Consider the following 20,652-nt stretch of genomic DNA (forward strand, 5'->3'; position numbering starts at 1 on the left):
TTGTTACTTATCGTATTTTTGATTAAATTAATGTTATATTTATGTTAACTCCCAAAACAACAATAAATTATGGCAAAATCTGCAAACATTCAATCTCCTAAAAAAGAATTAAAAAATCAAGTAATTACTCATCTACACAGTGCGATCGAGTATTTGCGTGTTTATTTGAGCGAAAAAGAGTTTCGTAACAGGATAGAAAAAACCGCCAAATTATTGACAGAAGGTATTAAAAATAAGGATTTAAAGAAAAAAAGTGTTAAATCAGCAAAAGAAAAACTTGTAAAAAAAGAACTTCTTGTTGATGAGAGTAAGTCTACTCCTATAAAAGAAAATACTTTTAAAGCATCAGCTAAAAAAACACTAATTAAAGATGCTCAACCAGTTACTAAAACGAACAGCGTAGATAATCAACAGCCTAAAGTCGCTCAAGCAACAGTTACAAATACACTTAGTTCTACCAAACAACTGTCTAAGGTCACGCCTACAAAGGCAACATCACCGGCTCCTAAAACAACTGCAGTTAAATCGTCGGCCACAAGTAGGTTCACCAAAGTTGTGCAAACAGCAGCCAAAAATACACTTAGTTCGGCCGAACAACAACCGAAGGTCACGCCTACAAAGGCAACATCACCGGCTCCTAAAACAACTGCAGTTAAATCGTCGGCCACAAGCAGGTTCACCAAAGTTGTGCAAACAGCAGCCAAAAATACCCCTAGTTCAACCAAACAACAGCCTAAGGTCACGCCTACAAAAGCAACATCACCGGCTCCTAAAACAACTGCAGTTAAATCACCAGCCAAAAGCAGGGCCACCAAAGTTGTGCAAATAGCTGCCAAAAATACCCCTAGTTCAACCAAACAACAGCCTAAGCCCGCACCAACAAAAACAATATCATCGGCTCCTAAAACAACTGCAGTTAAATCGTCGGCCAAAAGCGGGATCACCAAAGTTGTGCAAACAGCAGCCAAAAATACCGAAGATACTAAAGCAACATAATTAACCTCTTATTTCCAGTGATATTCAAATAGGTCCGATCTGTATTACTTCTTAAAATCAAATTTTGGGTGATATAAACCCTTGGTGAAAAGGACTACTTCATTAAATAGATTTTTCAATTCGGCTGTATTTTTTTCCAACGATTTTATATCCAAAGTCAAAATAACATTCACTTTATTTTTTTACAAATTCTCTGATGTATTGGATTGAAAAGGGCTGCTTTTCGTTATAATAAATGGCTATATCAATATCGGAGTTTTCATTTGCTCTTCCTGTCGCATGTGATCCCCCCAATGCAATCGCCTCAATGTGTTCTATCGTGCGTAGATCTGCAACAAGACGTTCAATAAAATGTCTCTTCCTATCTGTTAAACTTATGATATCTTTTACTATGTACTTCATCTAATTCATTATTTTTTTAATCTCTCAAATGTGAATGTAAACAGTACGCTACCAGACAATAAAGGTATATACTTTATTCTAATATAACTTTTACGCCATCACTGAATAAAATATATACCTTAATCTAAAATTCACTTGCTGCTATTTTCTAAATAGCGCCTTTTTGAGCGCTAGCGCGCCCTGTTCTGTTGAAAGCTTCACTGCTTCGATATGATCCAAGGGATTCAATAATCCATAGTCATGAATAAACCCATTATAAGTTTGAATAGTGGTTGTGACACCTGCTTCATCTAATTTTCTAGCATAGGCTAATCCCTCGTCAAACAGGATATCATTTTCCGCTAGCTGCACCAATGCCGACGGAACCTAATATTGTTTGCATATTATTTTGTTTTACCTATAGACACAAAGTTCTGAAGAACTGTAATAATCAGTGTAACTCAATTAGGGAAATTTGTAACAGAATCTCTGCTATTTATAAGTACCTAAGGCATAATCCTAAAAATAGGATAAAGAAGGTGTGACTTTTCATAGTAGTTCGAATGTCTGTATACCCAATCTATCTGGGCTTTTCCGTCAGCAGCAAATTTTGAATTGCTTGCTTTCTCTTTATCAAATGCAGATTTTAGATCTTTATCTTCTTTTAAAAGTTTCGCAGCAGTATCTTCAAAAACATAGGCCGAATAGTATTCTTTTTGGCCCAGAATAGCATCAAAGAAATTCCAGTTGAAATAGGAATCAATCGCTTCTGGTTCGAGTGTTTCCAAGAGAAACTTTACTCCTTCTTGATTTAGCGGGACCAAGAAGTCCCCAGCTCTGAACTTAATTTTCTTCAATTCTTTGAATACATGAGTATCATAATGGAGATAATGCCCCTCATAGGGGCTTGAAGTTGTCTTAAAATCTTTGATCTTATATTGTTCTACAGTAATAATAGAATCCTTTTGTATTGGATTCAATTTGATCTGATTGAGTTTCAGTAAATCAATAATTTTCCATTCGGATTGTGGAATTACATAATACATTGGTATAGTAATCTCTTTGGTTGGGATATAGGTGTTATACAATTTAACTTGTTTTGAAAATTTGGCATTTCGGTCATACCATAATCTACTTTCTGAGGAAACTTCACTCGGCTTATATTTAGCCTCAAAACCTTTAAAATCGATGTTTTCATATTTTGTAGAATCGAGTTTCCACATAATGGGATACCTATTCCCTATACGATACTGTTTGAGATTTTCTATTCTTTTTTGTCGGATAACTTTGTGGTTCTCATCAATAAATTTGAGGTTATATAGCATATAATCATATGTTGCCTTTACCCGTTCTTTATAAGGCTTCAACATATGTGTTTCCACGACGGTACCAATTACATTGAATAGACTTGTATAGCCTGTTGCATATCGCGGCGAATCCATAAAAACTGGAAAACCACCATCAGGAACATCATTATGAATATTGACATAAGGGACGGAAATAAAACCGTCATTTTCCAGATCCATAAGTAGTTTTCGTTGCATATGACCATTAAAATAGTCACCTAACTCCTTTCCTAAACGCTCCTTATTGGTGGAAATATAGGTGAACGTATATTGATAATCTGCTCCATTACTGACATGATTGTCAATAAACACATCCGGTTTTATCCATTGAAAAATCTGCTGAAAACTCCTCGAATTTCTGGTATCTGTTTTTATAAAATCCCTATTTAAATCGTAATTTCTCGCGTTCCCACGAAACCCATACTCCTCTGGTCCGTTTTGATTCGCTCTAGAAAAACCATTTCGGTTTAGCATACCACTTACATTATAGCTAGCTATGGCAGCAATAATTACATTTTTAGGCGCTTTTATTCTTCCTGTCGCCAAATCTCGCATGAGTATCATGGTTGCGTCAATTCCATCTGGCTCACCTGGATGAATCCCATTATTGATAAACAAAACTGACTTGTCTTTTCTCGATCCTTCCAAAGTTTGTTCTGAGGGGTTGAAAATCACTACATCAATCGGAGCCTTATTATCGTCCTCTCCTCTTGTTTCATAACTGATCGCTGGAAATTGCCTTGACAATCCCCGATAGAATTCACGCATTTCTTCAAAAGTCGTGGATTGATTGCCATTACCTCTTTCGTACGGCGTAAGATTTTGAGAATAGAGAGTATTAGAAATTAGTAGAAGGAATAAAATTGGAAGTTTTTTCATGAGATCAATTTATAAGATCTAATTTAAAAAAAACTTATTGAAATCTATGTCCTATGACAATTCAGCTCGCAAATTGACGAGTAACGACATATTATAAAGTATTTTCATAGAAGGCCACAAAGGGTAGTATACTATCTTAATCAATTCCTTCTAAATTGGTTTCCATTTACCTTTTTTAAAAAACACATTATTAAATTTAGCTGACTCAAACACCAATTCTCGTATTTGCAATAGTGACCTCTATTTTACTATAAAACAAATAATTGTATTGAAGAAAAGCCAGTAAAATACAGCACAATGTTTTATTATTGTAGTCTTTCTATGAATACCTTATCTTTATTATGGAAAATGACACAATACAATATTATGGAAAATGACACAATACAATCATATTACATAATAGATGAGAAATATTTTTTTGTCCACGTTATTATTACTTATTCAATCCGTTTTGGGCCAAAGTATGATGGCTCCTAATCCATTATCTCCTAATGAAAAACTTTCCTCAGACGCCTACATCGTATTAAAAACCAATAAATTTCTAGATTTCAAAGGCAGAGATTTCATGGAAGAAATCATCGACGGGCAGATGTACAAAAAGACTGATCTAAACAATTTTTTTTCCTATAGAAAAGACTGGAATACGATAGAAAATGAGACATTCTACAACTATAAACAGAACAATCCGAAGTACAGTTATACCTATACCGACAACACAATGACGGAATCCTATACGCTATACGGTAGCTATGATGTTCAGCGCGACATAAAAATCAAATATAATGCAAAAGGCTTTGTATTAAGTCGTGAAGAAAAAATAACAATTAATAATATTTTTAAAGAAAGACGCCTTACGATCAACGAATTTGACTCAAAGAATAGAGTAATAAAAATTATCCATACGAGCGAATACCTAAAAAAGGAAGAGGATAAAAAAGCAGTTATCGCTATCACATATGAAGTCGATCTTATAAAAGTAACGAGTGATAATGGCACTATAATCTGTAAATTTATAACTGGAGCAAATCCAGAAGGTTTTATATCCAGGCTAAGTCCGAGAGAAACAATATCTCAATTTATGCACGCGTTAACAGGAGAAAACCCTAAAAAAGCAAAAGATCATCTATCAGATCAAATGCGGGAAAATAATCAATCACTTCCAAAATGGGTTTCAGCGCAGTCCATGGGAGGAACAGACACTTATTCTTCAGACAAAGTAATTGCTGAGGAGAGTTGGTTAATAGAATTCTCAGTAGGAAAAAAGGAACGGCGAAACGTTCAGTTGACCTTGATAAAGCAAATAAATGGATGGAAAATAGACCGGTTTGTAATAGATCAATCCATAGAATCTGCAAGACCGCTATAAGATAAGCTAGTATCATTCAACGAAATAAAAAAAGAACAGTAATCTAAAAATACTAGTTATGATTTTTATTGTTTTTTTTGTTAATATCAACATTGGAAAGGATGGGCCTTTGTTCGAGCCCAAATTTTACGCATATTTCAGTTATCTTTCACAGCTACGTACTTCAAAAAGAAGCCAATAAAAGAAAAGTAAATGTGGCGTAGAATGGCAAGTTTATTGTACCTTGATAGTTGCCGACAACCTTAAGCCAAGAACACAACAACAGTTTGCAAAAATACTCCAATGAGGAGAATCATGCTAGTAGTACCACCTGGAAGCTTTGAAATAAAATTCCATGAAACATATCCACATATTTTGGGAGAACAGTTTCCATCTGGAAAAGCTTCTCATCTCCCGATATTCCCACCGTATTAAGACCCTATTTAGTTTTCTCAATTTAACGACCTTATCTAATAGCTGTTAGAAGTGCTCAGATCGGCTTTTAAACTCTTTTATGTTAATATAATTTTAGTATTTAACAATATCTGTTTATATTTAACACACAGACCTGACAACAATCAATTATATACTAAATGAAAAAAATAATTCCAGACGAAGAGCTGATCACAATCGGAAGGATGCGAAAAGATCCTTTTATAATGGCAATCGAAGAAAAAATAGCTTGGAAAAAAGACCTAGGACAAAATATCCGCCGTCATCTGTTCTCACAGCAATTACCTTTGATCTATCATAAGAACGGACAAATGATTGCTGAGTATCAGGATGGAACAATTCGATTTATCTGAATATGGCAACAATCTACGTAATTGCTGGGCCACCAAACATTGGAAAAAGCACTTGTGGTCCATATTTTATACCCGAAGGTGTTAAAATACTTGATGCTGATCTCACTGTACAGCGTTATCGCGAGCTCGGAATAATGAATGGATACAAACGGTTCGAAAAAATGTTGCAGGATAAGCTTCTAGCTAATCAGGATTTTGCGATAGAAATCAATTTAGGATTGAAAAGACATTTCGACCTGTTGAGACAAATAAAAGCTTTCCACCCTGATAATAGAATCGAAATATTATTTTTCTATACAGACAATCTCGACATTTGTCTGGCTCGGGCACAAAATCGGAAGAGTAGCCAAATACCTCGCAGTTTAGAAAATATTGAGGATTTATACATTCGGGCACTCCCACTCCTGAAACGCAATTTGGATATTTTCGATACATTAAAAGGAGTAGATGTGCGGGAAAACCACATAGAGCCCGAAATTATTTTTCAATATCAATATGCTTCAGCAGATATTGAAGTATCCGAAAAACTCCCACAATGGGCCCGATAATAAAATTGAAAATTTATTTGTGTTGTAGCTGAATTTTATTTTACCTTTGCAATCATCAGATGATATGACTATATGAAAAATGAACACATCGTACGAAGATCCTTGGCTGAAGAAGTCGCTGCCGCAATTGAAGAAAAAATCAAATTGGGTAATTTTCCGGTGGATTCAAAACTCCCTACTGAACCCGAGTTGATGAAACAATTTGCTGTTGGAAGATCTACAATTCGGGAAGCAATAAAGTATTTAAGTCAATCTGGTTATCTAAATGTACAACAAGGTTTGGGAACATTTATCAAAAGTGTGACCGGACACCATGCACTTGATGCAAAAATTGAAAAAGGTAATTTTAACGATATTTTCGAGGTTAGACACGTTCTAGAATTGAAAATCATTGAAAAAGCCGCAATAAATCGTAGCGCAAAAGGATTGAAAGATATGGCTCTTGCGCTTAAAAATAGAGCAAAATATGCCATTAGCGGAGATCTTATCGCTTGTGTAGAAGCAGATATCGCTTTTCATAGCGCAATCGCCGAATCTTGTGGAAATAATATTCTAACAGCGTTATACAATACCTTATCGGTTCACGTGAATAAATTTTTTATGGAAATCTATAAGGATACAACACCCTTCATCGCCTCACAAAAGCAACATGAGGACCTGATGGAAGCCATTAAAGATAAAAACATTCAGCAAGCTGTTGCCGTCGCAAATCAAATTATCCAACATAAATAATTTTTAAAAGCTTTTGTAGTTAAAAATCACGAAAACCAAACAATAATAAATAACGTCACAAAACATCAGATGACCTGATGTATTCATTTATGAAAACAGAATCTTTAAAAGCAGATGGTTCTTGGAATAGTTCCCAGACGGTCTACCCTATTTTATTTGCAATTAGTATTTCTCATCTATTGAATGATCTTATTCAATCAGTTATTCCAGCTGTTTATCCGCTGTTAAAATCTAATTATGCTCTTAGCTTTACGCAAATTGGCATTATCACCCTAGTATTTCAACTGACAGCTTCCATTCTGCAACCTTTTGTTGGACTTTACACAGATAAGAATCCCACGCCAAGATCCTTGGCTATCGGAATGTTGTTTTCCCTCGCCGGTTTGCTTTGTATTGCCTTTGCTTCCAGTTTTATCTATATCTTGCTTTCAGTGAGCCTCATTGGCATGGGATCTTCTATTTTTCACCCTGAGGCCTCCCGTGTTGCGCACTTAGCTTCTGGTGGCAAAAAAGGATTGGCGCAATCAATTTTTCAGGTTGGCGGAAATGCTGGTGGTGCAATAGGTCCTCTCCTAGCGGCACTGATTGTTATCCCATTTGGCCAACAATACATCGGCGTTTTTGGTGTATTGGCAATTCTAGCCATTTTAATTCTTACCTATGTCGGAAATTGGTACCAATTGCATCTTAAACCAAAAGCTACCGTCAGCACACCTAGTGCGACACAGGTAAAATCGAGTTTTTCCAGATCCAAAATCATCTTTGCTCTAGTTATCCTGTTGATTCTTATATTTTCAAAGTATTTCTATATGGCATCTATGACCAGCTATTTTACATTTTATCTTATCGATAAGTTTGGCATTACTGTACAAGAATCACAAATTTATCTTTTTGTTTTTCTTGCATCCGTAGCGGTTGGAACAATACTCGGTGGCCCATTAGGCGATCGCTACGGCCGTAAACTCATTATTTGGGTTTCAATACTTGGTGCGGCGCCCTTTACATTACTTTTGCCACATGTGGGGCTGACATTAACGATGATACTGTCTATTCTGATCGGACTGATTATATCTTCTGCTTTCTCTGCCATATTGGTTTACGCTACAGAATTGATTCCGGGAAAAGTGGGCATGATCGCTGGACTCTTCTTTGGACTTGCCTTTGGTATGGGTGGAATTGGTTCTGCCATTTTGGGATGGCTCGCGGATAAAACTTCCATTGAACACGTCTTTAACATCTGTGCCTATCTTCCATTGATCGGTATTGCGACGGGCTTATTACCCAATATTGAACGTCAGAAAAAGGCCTGATAAAAAAACATCTCTCCGATAATTACCGGAGAGATGTTTCTAAAGATATCTAATATCCCGGATTCTGAATAAGCTGGGTATTTCTATTTATTTCATCGCGATGTAAAGAAGTAAAATACATCTTATCATCCCAGTTTCTATTTTCGATTCCAGGATCAATATTACTTACAAAATATTTGTAATTATAATTGCTCGGATCATATTTATACAATGTCACTGTCTTATTGTCTTTTAGCGTTCCTGTGATATTGATGACGTTGGCTTTACGTCCTATCGTTTCTGCAGCGATCATCCAGCGTCTTGCATCAAAAAAGCGATGCTCTTCATAAGCCAATTCTATTCGGCGCTCATTCCGGTAGCGGTTTTTGAGTGCTGCTCCTGTCTCTTCAACTCCAACTGCAGGCATTCCTGCTCTGAATCGAATTCTATTTAGCCAAGTTCTTGCTTCCGCCTCTTCGCCTAATTCGATACAGGCCTCCACATAGTTTAATACAGCTTCGGTATAACGCAACATCGGCCAAGGAATACGTTGTCTTGTATTTTGATCTTCCTGAGCAGGATCAGGATCAACAAACTTCCGCATATAATAACCCGTTCTTGAGCCATTCCAGTCTTCAACAGGACTTTTTCTAGTGTCTAAACCAAAATGCGTGACTTTACTACCTTGCGCATTAACAATTTCATATTGACCAGTTTGGATCTGATTGCTGGGATCCCTTTTTGTCACATCGGCCGTCCTTGGTTTCCAGTCGGAACCATCGTATAGAATTGTTGCCTTCAATCTCGGATCACGGTTTTGATAGGGAGCCGCAGCCATGGCAGCATTTGACCAATCAAATTTTTGCCCCTTATCCGTCTCATAATCATCAACAAGCAATTGTATAGGTGTATTTCCCGCCCAGTTGTGATAACCATTTGGTCCATTATCACGTCCAACCCATCCACCGCGTTCGTCTTTTTCATTAATGAAAAAACGGCCTAAAATGATGTCTTTGGCTCCTGCAGCATCTGCCATTTTACTTCCACCCCCTAGCGACAAGGCCATATAGTTTGCAGTTCCCTCTGTTGCCGATACTGGCTTGGTCATATCCAGTTTATAGGCAAAGCTGGCCCGATCCAAGACAGCTTTTGCCGCTTCCTTGGCTTTTGTCCAGCGCTCTGTCTGGCTACCGCTGGTATACATCAAATATTCCGGTTTTGTATAAGCTTTCAAGAGGGCGGATTTAGCACCGGCTTTATTAGCATCATGAAGATCACTCGCAGCATATAACAACACTCGGGATTTTAGCGCCAAAGCCGCTGTTTCACTTGCCCTCCCTTTGGCTGGCGTTATATCCTTTAAAAGTAGCGCCGCACTATCTAGATCTTTGACGATCGCGTCGACACATTCAGCATAGCTATTTCTGGGCTTCATAAAATCCTTATCATTTAAGGTATAGATCTTATTATCTACGGGTACACCGCCATAGAAACGTAAGAGTTGCTGATAATAATATCCACGCAAGAAATACGCCTCTCCTAATATTTTATTTGCTTTTACTTGATCAAATTTTGCCTGTCTCAAATTTGAAATAGCAATATTGCTTGCCCGAATACGTACATACATACGTCCATATTCGTAGGTATCCATGATATAACCTTGATCAGCTGGATTAGACCGTGATTCAGTTACTGTATTAATCCCTCGATTTGGGTGAGTGAATAGTGCTTCATCTGTCATAGAAGCCATCTCTTGTTCGTAGAAACCGCCCACACCAAAACCATTGTATATTTCAACCACAAAAGCATCTGACAGCCCTGGATCAGACCACACCAGTTCGTTAGGAACTTCACTAAGTGGCTTTGTATTCACGAAATCGTCGTTACAGGACTGAAGTCCAGACGATAATACAAGTATAGATAGTGATATATTTACTATTTTTTTCATTTTCTTATCTGATTTATTTTTCTGAGAATAAATTTCCAAAGGCTATTCGTTGTACCCAAAACCTATTGGTCCATAAGTACGGAAAGCAAGCCTTTCTTTATTTTCATAATTTTATACTACTTAAAACGATAACAACACCCCTGCATTCAGTAATCTCGCCTGTGGATAATATTGTCCCAGTGCGTTTACAGCCTCTGGATCGTACATCTTTAGCTTACTCCAAGTGACTAAATTCATACCATTCGCATACACACGCAATGAACCAATACCAATTTTATCGCAGATTATCGATGGAAGATTGTAACCCAATTCTACATTTTTTAGGCGTAGGTAATCTGTGCTCCGCATCCAATATGTATTATTGTACGAGTAATATTGGTTACTCCGATCCGTTAGTCGAGGGTATTCACTGCTCGGATTAGTTATGCTCCACCGTTTATCGTAGAATTCTTCCAGAAAATTACCGATGGAACCCGATTCATCTGTACCAACACGAATTTCTCCGCCTGTTGCTCCTTGGAACAAAACAGACAAATCAAAATCCTTATAGCTCAAACTGAAATTAAATCCTCCCTGGAATGTTGGGTCACTGTTTTTGTCTCTTCTTACTTTATCATCCGGTGTGATTTTCCCGTCGCCATTATGGTCTTTGTATTTCATATCACCCGGACGTAAAGTTTTGGTAATGGCACTATAATCAAGTTTATTGGCAGCGATATCATCCATATCTCGAAATACTCCGTCATATACATAATAGATATCAGTTTTGATAGGCTTGCCTGTACTTTGTTGCCAAGCAGGAGCACCTGGGGCCTCATCCCAGAAAATAATTTTGTTCTTCGCATAGCCTCCATTCACTCCGACTGTATATCCAAGTTCGCCGACTTTGCCCTTATAACCGAGATTAAATTCCCAGCCTTTATTATCCACCTTACCAATATTTTCAGCAGGTAGAGTCATACCGGTACTTTGCGGAACAGATGCATTTTTTCGCCATAGAATGGAATTCCGGCGATTTTTGAAGATATCAAATTCAAAATTTAACTTACCCTGCAAAAATTGGAAATCAAAGCCCAAATTATAATTATTGGCAACCTCCCAGGTAACCATTTCATTTGGTACACGGCTCTCAAACAATGTTTTGGCTAGCTTGTCATCCACAACATAGGTTCCAAATGAATAGGTAGAAAAGTATTGATATTCTTGCAGTTTATCTTCCCAATAAATATTGTCATTACCCATTTGCCCATAAGAGGCACGAATTTTAAAATAGTTGATGACTGGGATATTTTCCTTCCAGAAATTCTCTTCCGATACTACCCAACCAGCCATTGCACCAGGGAAAAATCCAAAACGTTCACTTTCAGGGAACATATAGGAGCCATCATAGCGCCAGAGAAACTCCGCAATATATTTACTTTTATAGTTGTAACCAAAACGGCCAAAATAATTTAACCGCGCTCTTTTCCAAGCTGTTCCGTCGTTATTTTTCTCTTGTTCTCCACCTGCAAATAGGTAATCTATACTATTTGAGAGGAAGTAACGCCTATAGGCACTAAACTTGTCGTTATCCGTCGTCTCTCTGTTCACCCCAGCAATAGCGTTTACTTGATGGTCTCCAAATTTTCGGTCAAAACTTAAAATCCCCCCTAATAGAATATTGAGCTGATCTTCATTACTTTGATTTAGGTTTGGATCCGCTGGGCCACGTCGGCCAGCTTGCAATAAAGGTGTCTTACCATCCGCCTCGTAAGCACCCGGCCAGGAATACAATGTCCAAGGAGTACCCCAGGTCTTCTGGTTTTTTACGTACTTATCAACAGAAGCATTTAATGTTAGTTTAAGCCCTTCTACCCATGGATTTGTGATATCCACTTGTCCATTTGTTTGGAAGTAATATCGCTTATCCCGATCATATCCGGTGGCATTCGTTGTAATAACGACAGGATTTTCGCCATTCTCAATATCAGGACCCGGTTTTCCATTTGGCCATATCGCTGGTTGCGTAGGGTTTCCGCGCATCAACATGCGAAAAATAGTTCCTGCACTTTTTGTCGGAAAGTTACGGTTTTCCTGTCTCCCCAAGACACCAAACTGCGTTTTGATGTATTGACTTATGTTTGCGTCAAGGTTAACACGTAAATCATACTGTTTGTAACCGGTTGCAGAATTTTTGTAATAAGCATCTTGATTTTGGTAACCCAATGACAATAGATATTTAACATCTTCTGTTCCTCCATTAATCTGGAGATTATGACGTTGTTGAGGAGACCAATCTTTCAATGTAGATTTATACCAGTCTGTATTCGGGTGGCCCCAAGGATCTGAACCATCTTTAAATTTCTGAATATCGTCAGGTTTAAAAGGTGCCCCCAGCACTGTTCCATCCTTTTTGGTATAAGATCCTGTACCATTTATAGCGGTTAATGCTGCTGACCATTCATCCACAGGTAAGTTATAGATTTCAAGCTCATTACGAATTTCCGCAAACTGTGTAGCGTCTGTCAATTTGGGAATTACCGTTGGTTGAGAATACCCTTGATTGAAGGTATAAGAAAACTGTGGCTTACCGGTTTTCCCCCGACGTGTTGTCACGAGGATAACGCCATTCGCTGCCCTTGCACCATAAATTGCTGCTGAAGCATCTTTTAGAACAGAAATGTTTTCAATATCGCGGGGGTTAAGTCGCTCGATTCCCCCTTCACGCGCCGGCACACCGTCAATAACCACTAATGGGCTACTATTCCCTAAGGTATTTGTACCACGGATCTTGATCGTAGATCCATCATTTCCGGGCTCCGCACTACCATTTGTAGCAATAACCCCAGGAATTCTTCCCGTCATTGCATTGGAAATGTTCAATGCCGGTGATTGGGCAAGATCACTCCCTTTAACTGTAGCAACGGCACCGGTTACTGTTTCCTTCCGCTGTTTACCGTAACCAACGACAATGACTTCATCCAAGCTGGATTGAGAATTTAGCAGTGTTACATCTATGGCACGTCGTCCATTGATCACTTCATCCATAGTCTGTTTACCAACCATGCGAAAGTTGACCGTACTATTGGGCGGAACTTTGTCCAATTTGTAGCGGCCCTCATTGTCCGTTTTTGTCACCAAATTAGTTCCATTAACCGAAACGGTTACTCCAGAAATTGGCATTCCTGTTTCATCTCGCACGATACCAGTGACACTTAATTCTTGTTGAAAGAGATTTCCGTAAGACACAAGGCTTACAGCATCTACAGTTTGGGGGCTCAGTGCGACGATAGAACACAGTGATCCAGTCCAAAACGCTCTCTTCCATTGATTTGAGAAATAATGGCAATTAATCATAAAAACTGTTTAATGGTTTAAATTGTATGTTTATTAGTTATTTATTTGCTTCCACAAGATGCTCGGTTTAGGATCTTATCAAAGACGGTTTATAATTGAATTTCGAATAGATGAAAATACAAAAATAAATAAACAATGCAAGTGTTATTTTAACACTATTTAAATATACACAAACAAACATCTCATTTACAAGTTATTAAAAGAAAATATATGGATTACCACAGCTTGATAATACCGGGTAAAATCGATCTGGTTGAAGCTGTACAATAACCAATTTATAGTTATATATCCCCCTAATTGGTAGTTTAAAAAAAATATCGTCCAAATACATAGACGCTCGATCTTTTACTTAAAAATAGAACAGTTATATTTTGAAAAAATCACATGACAAGTTTTAATTATAATCGCTATAGAATTATATGGAAATACGTATTTTTACAAGAAACATTGTTATTGGTTAATTGCGGATAGCAATAGAAATAATAATGTAGAAATATATCTTTCGAAAAAAATCTACCTCAATCATGAAGATACACATTAGACAGGAAATCCCAAGTGATTATCAAGCCGTTTTTGAACTCGTTCAGAAAGCATTTGAGCAGGAAGAATATAGTGATCATCAGGAACAGTTTCTGGTTGAAAAACTCCGTCAATCGACTGGATTCATACCCAAACTTGCACTAGTTGCAGAGATCGATGGTAAACCAGTTGGCTATATTTTAGTGACAAGGATTAAAATTGTTAATGAAGAAAATCAAGAGAACTATCCTTCCCTTGCTTTAGCCCCAATTGCAGTATTACCTGAATTTCAGGGAAAAGGCATCGGAGGTAAACTAATTGTAGAAGTCCATCAAATCGCAAAGCAACTTGATTTCGGATCTATTATCCTACTAGGGCATGCAGATTATTACCCAAGATTTGGCTATGAACAAACGGTCAAATATGGTATTAAAATGCCATTTGAGGTTCCAGATGAAAATTGCATGATTATCGAACTCCACCAGGGTGCATTAGTTGGAGTTAAAGGAATGGTTGTCTATCCAAAAGAGTTTGGAATAACATAAAAAGGATTGGCTGTAGATGACAGCCAATCCTTTTTTTATTTAATATTTAATGGGGTAATCTTGCATAAGCTCGAATTGGTATCCATCGCTTTTAAGTGCATCGATTAACGAAGATAATTGTTGTTGCCCTTTTTTAGTCTGAAACATGTCATCATGCATTAAAAAAACCACATTATTCGGGACCATCGAACTTTTATTGTTCATAAAGTTGCGTATATGGGATAATGTCGCTTCTTGGCTCACTATCGCATTACCTGTAATACTATTCAAACGCCATTCCACATCCCAACCAAAAATACGATAACCATTTTTATGAAGCATATCAGCTGTTGTAGAGCCATTTTTTAAATCTATCTTGCGGATATCATCATACATCCAGATATTTCTACCCGGAAGTCTAACAATTTTATGCTGAAGATTAAGATCCTTTTCATTCTTTTCAAAATCTGCAAAAGCTTTTTCCGGATTATTATAGAATCGTGAATATTGGTTATTTGCATGCGTGTAGCTATGATTATAGCAAGCAATTAAAGGATTACTTTCATATTTCTGAAGATCCCGCTTTCTCCCCTTGCTCATGTTGGCATGCTTACCGATTAAGAACACACTTACCTTTATATTTTTCTCTCTTGCCAAAGAATCTATCGCCGCACTCCCGATCAAAGGTCCATCATCAAATGTCAAATAAATATGCTTTGGATGTGCATCAAAAGCTCTTCGCAACGAATCTTTCAGGTTACGTTTTTGTTGCTTTACAGGGATAGGATGCAAGCTATCAACTGTAAAATGGAGCTGATTTTTTTGAAGAGAATCCCATTTATTCAAAAGAATAGGTACTTTTTCCTTTTGGGTTAACTTTTCGTTTAAAGTATCCCTACTGCCCTCTTTGCCACTACCCAATACCTTGTTGGAGAAATCTTTGCACGACACATTACCTAAGATCACACCACATGTGAACAATGCAACCAATAACCTTCTACACTTCATATCTATCCTAATAACTTAAGTGATTTTTTTTACATTTCAAAAATACTACAAAAACCTACTTAAAAAGTATAATATTTTATAAATCCCTATTTTCCGGGATAATCGGCTACAAAAACAACAGAAATATTTGTCTAAACAGTTTAATATCATTAATTATCGCCTAATACATGACCGCAAAATTTTGAAATAGTAGAAGAGCTATTTCTTCTTAAAGATTAAGGCTCTATTATATTCAAAGTTCATCCTGGCGATATTTAGGACAGATATACCTTGCGGACATTCAACCTCACATGCTTCTGTATTTGAACAGTGTCCGAAAGATTCCGCATCCATTTGCTTGACCATACTGAGTACACGATGATTTCTTTCCTCCTTTCCCTGTGGCAGTAAGGCCATATGTGTAATCTTTGCTGAAGTAAATAGCGCTGCACTCCCATTTTTACAGGTGGCAACACATGCACCGCATCCGATACAAGCAGCTGAATCAAACGCTTCTTCGGCGAGTTCATGTGAAATGGGAATAACTGTGGCATCTGGTGCCTGACCAGTATTGATAGATACAAAGCCTCCCAGTGAAATAATTCGGTCAAAAGCGGACCTATCCACTTTAAGATCTTTTTTCACCGGAAATGCTGATGAACGGAAGGGTTCTATCACAATAATATCATTATCGTTGAACGAACGTAGATGCAACTGACACGTGGTCGTATGTTTCAACGGACCATGCGCAATACCGTTAATCATTACACCGCATTGGCCACAGATCCCTTCCCTACAATCATGATCAAATTCAACAGGATCCTCTCCGCTCACAATGAGCTTTTCATTTAAGGTATCCAACATTTCAAGAAAAGACATATGTGGATTAAGCCCCTGAAGATCATAGGCCACCAGTTTTCCTGCTGTTTGATTATCTTTTTGTCGCCAGATTTTAAGATGTAGATTCATAATTATTCATTTTATTTGTAGCTTCTTACAGTAGGTTGTATTTCTTCGAAAGTCAAAGGTTCTTTGATCAATTCAGGTTCTTCCCCTTCTCCTTTCCAGGCCCAGGCAGAGATAAATTGAAATTCAGCATCATTTCTCAGCGCTTCTCCATCCGCTGTTTGGTATTCCTCCCTAAAATGTGCACCACAGGATTCTTCACGGGTCAATGCATCATAGCACATCAATTCACCGATTTCAAAATAGTCTGCAACACGTCCAGCTTTCTCTAATTCCGTATTTAATGAATTTAGTTGCCCACTAACCATAACATTGCTATAAAATTCCTGCTTAAGCTTCTTGATTTCCGCTATTGCATATTTAAGTCCCTGCTCATTTCTAGCTAGACCACAATAATCATACAGCAGCTTCCCAAGTGTTTTGTGAAAATAATCGACAGTTTTATTGCCCTTAATCTGTAATAATTCATCAATTTGCTTTTTAACCGCTAACTCTGCCTTTTCAAACTCCGCATGATCTGTAGAAATCTTTCCGGTGTGAATTTCATTCGATAAATAATTGGCGATGGTATAAGGCGCAATAAAATAACCGTCCACTGAAGCTTGAAGCAACGAATTTGCTCCTAAGCGATTAGCGCCATGATCGGCAAAATTAGCTTCACCAAGTGCAAATAGCCCTGGCAAAGTTGTCATCAGCTCGTAATCAACCCAAAGTCCGCCCATCGAAAAATGGGCCGAAGGTGATATCATCATCGGTTCAGAATACGCATCATAGCCCGTTATTTTATGGTACATATCAAAGAGATTACCATATTTCTCTTCAATTTTTTGCTTCCCCTGTTCCTTGATTGCTTTTGCAAAGTCAAGGTAGACGGCATTTTTTAAAGGGCCTATACCAAAACCAGCATCGATCCGCTCCTTGGCCGCTCTAGAGGATATATCCCGCGGTGCAAGATTCCCGAATGCGGGGTATCGACGTTCAAGGTAATAATCTCGATCTTCTTCTGGGATGTCATTGGCTGCTCTGTTTTCATCCTGTTTTAATGGAACCCAAATGCGACCATCATTACGTAAGGATTCTGACATCAACGTCAGCTTGGATTGATAATCGCCTGATTGCGGTAAAGAGGTCGGATGAACCTGAATCCAACTTGGGGATGCCATCAATGCCCCTTTTTTATGTGCCCGCCAAATTGCCGATCCGTTACAGCCCATTGCTAAGGTAGATAGATAATAGATTTTGCCGTATCCACCCGTTGCAAGTATAACAGCATGTGCAGCATGTCGTTCAATCTCTCCAGTATCTAAATTGCGAACAATAATACCACGCACTTTCCCATCGATGACAACAACATCTAACATCTCATGGCGGGAAAAGAGCTGAACAGTTTTTTTACCGACCTGCCGCATCAAGGCCTGATAAGCTCCCAATAGCAGCTGCTGTCCGGTCTGTCCCCTTGCGTAGAATGTTCGGCTCACCTGAACCCCACCAAAAGAGCGATTGTTCAGATATCCCCCATATTCACGTCCAAAGGGAACACCTTGCGCCACCGCTTGATCTATCAAATTCAACGAACATTCAGCCATTCGATAGACGTTAGCTTCACGCGCGCGAAAATCGCCCCCTTTTAAAGTATCCACAAACATACGGTAGACACTATCGCCATCATTCTTATAATTTTTAGCAGCATTGACGCCCCCCTGTGCTGCTACAGAATGGGCTCTTCGGGGACTGTCCTGAAAACAGAATGATTTGACCTGATAGCCCATTTCGCCAAGAGATGCCGCTATTGAGCTTCCCGCCAGCCCTGTCCCCACAACAATGACATCTAATTTTTTGCGATTGGCGGGGTTAACAAGCTTTGCAGTTTTTTTATAGCGTGTCCACTTTTGCTCCAAAGGTCCCGCTGGTATTTTTGAGTTTAAAGTCATGTCTTCGCCTTTAGTTAACAGTAAAAAATATATAAATTGGCATTAACGCAAACCCTATGCTGATGACAATGGAATAGGTTGTACCAATTACCTTAAACCAATGGACAAATTTTGGATGATACAGTCCGAGGGTTCTCACCGCACTATGAATCCCATGGATAAGATGATAACATAAGGCCACCATGGACAAAACATAAATAAGCACATACCACCATTGTTGAAACACTGCAATAACCAATACATAGAGATCCTTATTTCCTTTTGCATCCAGTGGTGGAGCTCCAAACTTATATACGTACCAAAAATTCTGAAAGTGGATGACCAAAAATATCAGAATAAGCGTGCCCAGAATTCCCATATTTCGGGAATACCATTTGCTCGCACGTCCACGCCGGTCTGACTGATAATCCCCACCTGTTTTTTTATTCTTAATAGTGATGACCAATCCATCAATAGCATGCAGTACAATACTCAGGTAAAGGACATAAGAAACAATTTTAATCAGGATATTTCCAGAGAGAAAGTGTGAATAGGCATTAAACTGTAAATGTGCCTGCTCCTGTGGTAAAAATAGCTGCAAATTTCCCAGAAAATGGATAAGCAGAAAGAAAGCGAGAAATAACCCCGTTAAGCACATAAGTATTTTCTTTGATAAGGTCGATAGCATAAGCCTTTTATTTAATAATAACCAATAACTTTCATCCATAAACCACCTACACCCATATAGATAATCAGCAGCACGATCCCGATTTCCAGACCCCGCAACCACCAGGACTTAAGATCAACATAACCGCTACCAAAGAATACGGGTGCTGGACCATGACCATAATGTGTTAACACGCCATATATGGAACCCAGAAACCCAAGCATCATGGCCAACAACATGGGCGGGATGCCTAATGATACACCCACTCCCAATAATGCAGCATACATTGCGGCAACGTGAGCTGTGGCGCTCGCAAAGATGTAATGGCTAAAGAAATACACCAAAACAATTACGGGGAATGCAATCTGCCAACTCAGCCCGCCAATCTGTACCTTTATCAAATCACTAAACCAACCTATAAATCCAAGTTCATTCAGCGAACTGGCCATCATAACTAAAACGGCAAACCAAACAATGGTATCCCAAGCCCCCTTCTCTGCTTTTACATCCTCCCAGGTTAGCACCGAAGTCAGCAAAAGCAAAGTCAATCCAATAAATGCAGTTGTAGTTGCATCAATCGACAGCGAACCTCCAAAAATCCAAAGCGCCAGAAGTATAAAAAATGCCAATAACATCAACCACTCATTTCTGGATATGGGGCCCATCTCTTTTAATTTTTCCGCCGCCATTTTGGGTGCATCACCCGTCTTTTTTAGTTCAGGTGGATACAGTTTATAAAGTACAAGTGGAACAACAAAAAAAGCAACGATGCCCGGAATAAAGCCTGCAACGGCCCAAGACATCCACGTAATATCAATCCCTAGATTAGCCGCAAACTTTTGACACATCGGGTTGCTCGCTGTTCCGGTTAAAAACATGGAGGAAGCAATCAAATTCATGTAGTAGCTATTCAGTGTCAGATAGGATCCCAGCTTTCGATGCGTCTCTGGTTTGTCTGGAACAGAATCAAAACTGATGGCCATAGATTTCATAATTGGGTAAATGATACCGCCACCTCTGGCCGTATTACTAGGTATCGCGGGTGCCAGACACACGTCAGCCAAACCTAGACCATAGGCCAGTCCAAGTGAACTTTTTCCAAAAACTCGAATAAAAAGAAATGCAATACGATTGCCTAAGCCCGTTTTGATAAACCCGCGTGCGATAAAAAACGATATCCCTATAAGCCAGATAACCTTATCACCAAAGCCGGTCAACGCTTTCGTAATAGATTTACCCGCATCTCCGGGAGCTAAAACCTGTGTCAGCGCCGTAAATCCAATCGCCATCATACACATGGTACCCATTGGCGCCGCCTTCAGAATGATCCCGAGTATGGTCGCAGCAAATATGGCAAACAAATGCCAAGCTTCAGGACTAACGCCCTTAGGAACTGGAATAAACCACAAAATGAGCGCAACAATAAAAGTGATGGCAACATTTTTGACACTAATTTCCTTCATAATAATTGAG

Annotated in this window: 17 protein-coding genes; 7 read left to right on the plus strand and 10 right to left on the minus strand. The window is 38.5% G+C overall.

Annotated features, from left to right (window positions below):
- Positions 1 to 69 precede the first annotated feature (69 nt).
- On the plus strand, positions 70 to 996 hold the full coding sequence (locus tag OGI71_RS07320) for a hypothetical protein (RefSeq protein WP_282254742.1): 927 nt from the start codon (positions 70 to 72) through the stop codon (positions 994 to 996).
- A 174-nt stretch (positions 997 to 1,170) separates the two neighbouring features.
- On the opposite strand, the gene OGI71_RS07325 is transcribed toward OGI71_RS07320, so the two are convergent.
- The 3 genes from OGI71_RS07325 to OGI71_RS07335 form a co-directional block, all read right to left on the minus strand.
- Positions 1,171 to 1,398 (minus strand): nucleotidyltransferase domain-containing protein, encoded by a 228-nt coding sequence (locus tag OGI71_RS07325; protein ID WP_282254743.1) that lies wholly within the window; start codon positions 1,396 to 1,398, stop codon positions 1,171 to 1,173.
- Between the two features lie 141 nt (positions 1,399 to 1,539).
- Positions 1,540 to 1,752, minus strand: coding sequence for an alpha/beta hydrolase fold domain-containing protein (locus OGI71_RS07330; RefSeq protein ID WP_335995672.1), 213 nt, complete (start codon positions 1,750 to 1,752; stop codon positions 1,540 to 1,542).
- A 131-nt stretch (positions 1,753 to 1,883) separates the two neighbouring features.
- Complete coding sequence (locus OGI71_RS07335; RefSeq protein ID WP_282254744.1) at positions 1,884 to 3,602, minus strand: hypothetical protein; 1,719 nt, start codon at positions 3,600 to 3,602, stop codon at positions 1,884 to 1,886.
- A gap of 403 nt (positions 3,603 to 4,005) precedes the next feature.
- Here OGI71_RS07335 and OGI71_RS07340 point away from each other — a divergent pair, with 403 nt between their 5' ends.
- The 5 genes from OGI71_RS07340 (at position 4,006) to OGI71_RS07360 (ending at position 8,343) form a co-directional block, all read left to right on the plus strand.
- Positions 4,006 to 4,968, plus strand: coding sequence for a hypothetical protein (locus OGI71_RS07340; protein WP_282254745.1), 963 nt, complete (start codon positions 4,006 to 4,008; stop codon positions 4,966 to 4,968).
- Between the two features lie 572 nt (positions 4,969 to 5,540).
- Positions 5,541 to 5,753, plus strand: coding sequence for a hypothetical protein (locus OGI71_RS07345; RefSeq protein WP_282254746.1), 213 nt, complete (start codon positions 5,541 to 5,543; stop codon positions 5,751 to 5,753).
- 2 nt (positions 5,754 to 5,755) lie between these two features.
- Complete coding sequence (locus OGI71_RS07350; RefSeq protein WP_282254747.1) at positions 5,756 to 6,301, plus strand: hypothetical protein; 546 nt, start codon at positions 5,756 to 5,758, stop codon at positions 6,299 to 6,301.
- 72 nt (positions 6,302 to 6,373) lie between these two features.
- On the plus strand, positions 6,374 to 7,033 hold the full coding sequence (locus OGI71_RS07355) for an FCD domain-containing protein (protein ID WP_282254748.1): 660 nt from the start codon (positions 6,374 to 6,376) through the stop codon (positions 7,031 to 7,033).
- Between the two features lie 89 nt (positions 7,034 to 7,122).
- Positions 7,123 to 8,343 carry an MFS transporter gene (locus OGI71_RS07360; RefSeq protein ID WP_282254749.1) on the plus strand — a complete coding sequence of 407 codons (1,221 nt, stop codon included), beginning with the start codon at positions 7,123 to 7,125 and terminating at the stop codon, positions 8,341 to 8,343.
- Positions 8,344 to 8,392: 49 nt separating this feature from the next.
- Here the strand turns inward: OGI71_RS07360 and OGI71_RS07365 are convergent, their stop codons facing one another.
- Positions 8,393 to 10,270, minus strand: coding sequence for a RagB/SusD family nutrient uptake outer membrane protein (locus OGI71_RS07365; protein WP_282254750.1), 1,878 nt, complete (start codon positions 10,268 to 10,270; stop codon positions 8,393 to 8,395).
- 120 nt (positions 10,271 to 10,390) lie between these two features.
- Positions 10,391 to 13,606 carry a TonB-dependent receptor gene (locus tag OGI71_RS07370; protein WP_282254751.1) on the minus strand — a complete coding sequence of 1,072 codons (3,216 nt, stop codon included), beginning with the start codon at positions 13,604 to 13,606 and terminating at the stop codon, positions 10,391 to 10,393.
- 524 nt (positions 13,607 to 14,130) lie between these two features.
- Here OGI71_RS07370 and OGI71_RS07375 point away from each other — a divergent pair.
- Positions 14,131 to 14,670, plus strand: a complete 540-nt coding sequence (locus OGI71_RS07375) for an N-acetyltransferase (protein WP_282254752.1) — start codon at positions 14,131 to 14,133, stop codon at positions 14,668 to 14,670.
- 39 nt (positions 14,671 to 14,709) lie between these two features.
- Here OGI71_RS07375 and OGI71_RS07380 read toward each other — a convergent pair whose 3' ends face one another.
- The 5 genes from OGI71_RS07380 to OGI71_RS07400 form a co-directional block, all read right to left on the minus strand.
- The gene (locus OGI71_RS07380) at positions 14,710 to 15,657 is read right to left on the minus strand and encodes a polysaccharide deacetylase family protein (RefSeq protein WP_282254753.1); all 948 of its coding nucleotides are present in this window, start codon (positions 15,655 to 15,657) and stop codon (positions 14,710 to 14,712) included.
- Positions 15,658 to 15,855: 198 nt separating this feature from the next.
- The gene (locus OGI71_RS07385) at positions 15,856 to 16,605 is read right to left on the minus strand and encodes a succinate dehydrogenase/fumarate reductase iron-sulfur subunit (RefSeq protein ID WP_282254754.1); all 750 of its coding nucleotides are present in this window, start codon (positions 16,603 to 16,605) and stop codon (positions 15,856 to 15,858) included.
- A gap of 11 nt (positions 16,606 to 16,616) precedes the next feature.
- Complete coding sequence (locus OGI71_RS07390; protein WP_282254755.1) at positions 16,617 to 18,533, minus strand: fumarate reductase/succinate dehydrogenase flavoprotein subunit; 1,917 nt, start codon at positions 18,531 to 18,533, stop codon at positions 16,617 to 16,619.
- Between the two features lie 10 nt (positions 18,534 to 18,543).
- On the minus strand, positions 18,544 to 19,200 hold the full coding sequence (locus OGI71_RS07395; protein WP_282254756.1) for a succinate dehydrogenase cytochrome b subunit: 657 nt from the start codon (positions 19,198 to 19,200) through the stop codon (positions 18,544 to 18,546).
- Positions 19,201 to 19,211: 11 nt separating this feature from the next.
- Positions 19,212 to 20,642 (minus strand): anion permease, encoded by a 1,431-nt coding sequence (locus OGI71_RS07400; RefSeq protein WP_282254757.1) that lies wholly within the window; start codon positions 20,640 to 20,642, stop codon positions 19,212 to 19,214.
- Positions 20,643 to 20,652 lie beyond the last annotated feature (10 nt).

The sequence above is a fragment of the Sphingobacterium sp. ML3W genome (assembly GCF_029542085.1).
GTDB lineage: Bacteria > Bacteroidota > Bacteroidia > Sphingobacteriales > Sphingobacteriaceae > Sphingobacterium.

Coding starts and splice junctions, on each gene's coding strand:
- OGI71_RS07320 (WP_282254742.1), top strand. CDS start 70: ATGGCAAAATCTGCAAACATTCAATCTCCTAAAAAAGAATTAAAAAAT.
- OGI71_RS07325 (WP_282254743.1), bottom strand. CDS start 1,398: ATGAAGTACATAGTAAAAGATATCATAAGTTTAACAGATAGGAAGAGA.
- OGI71_RS07335 (WP_282254744.1), bottom strand. CDS start 3,602: ATGAAAAAACTTCCAATTTTATTCCTTCTACTAATTTCTAATACTCTC.
- OGI71_RS07340 (WP_282254745.1), top strand. CDS start 4,006: ATGAGAAATATTTTTTTGTCCACGTTATTATTACTTATTCAATCCGTT.
- OGI71_RS07345 (WP_282254746.1), top strand. CDS start 5,541: ATGAAAAAAATAATTCCAGACGAAGAGCTGATCACAATCGGAAGGATG.
- OGI71_RS07350 (WP_282254747.1), top strand. CDS start 5,756: ATGGCAACAATCTACGTAATTGCTGGGCCACCAAACATTGGAAAAAGC.
- OGI71_RS07355 (WP_282254748.1), top strand. CDS start 6,374: ATGAAAAATGAACACATCGTACGAAGATCCTTGGCTGAAGAAGTCGCT.
- OGI71_RS07360 (WP_282254749.1), top strand. CDS start 7,123: ATGAAAACAGAATCTTTAAAAGCAGATGGTTCTTGGAATAGTTCCCAG.
- OGI71_RS07365 (WP_282254750.1), bottom strand. CDS start 10,270: ATGAAAAAAATAGTAAATATATCACTATCTATACTTGTATTATCGTCT.
- OGI71_RS07370 (WP_282254751.1), bottom strand. CDS start 13,606: ATGATTAATTGCCATTATTTCTCAAATCAATGGAAGAGAGCGTTTTGG.
- OGI71_RS07375 (WP_282254752.1), top strand. CDS start 14,131: ATGAAGATACACATTAGACAGGAAATCCCAAGTGATTATCAAGCCGTT.
- OGI71_RS07380 (WP_282254753.1), bottom strand. CDS start 15,657: ATGAAGTGTAGAAGGTTATTGGTTGCATTGTTCACATGTGGTGTGATC.
- OGI71_RS07385 (WP_282254754.1), bottom strand. CDS start 16,605: ATGAATCTACATCTTAAAATCTGGCGACAAAAAGATAATCAAACAGCA.
- OGI71_RS07390 (WP_282254755.1), bottom strand. CDS start 18,533: ATGACTTTAAACTCAAAAATACCAGCGGGACCTTTGGAGCAAAAGTGG.
- OGI71_RS07395 (WP_282254756.1), bottom strand. CDS start 19,200: ATGCTATCGACCTTATCAAAGAAAATACTTATGTGCTTAACGGGGTTA.
- OGI71_RS07400 (WP_282254757.1), bottom strand. CDS start 20,642: ATGAAGGAAATTAGTGTCAAAAATGTTGCCATCACTTTTATTGTTGCG.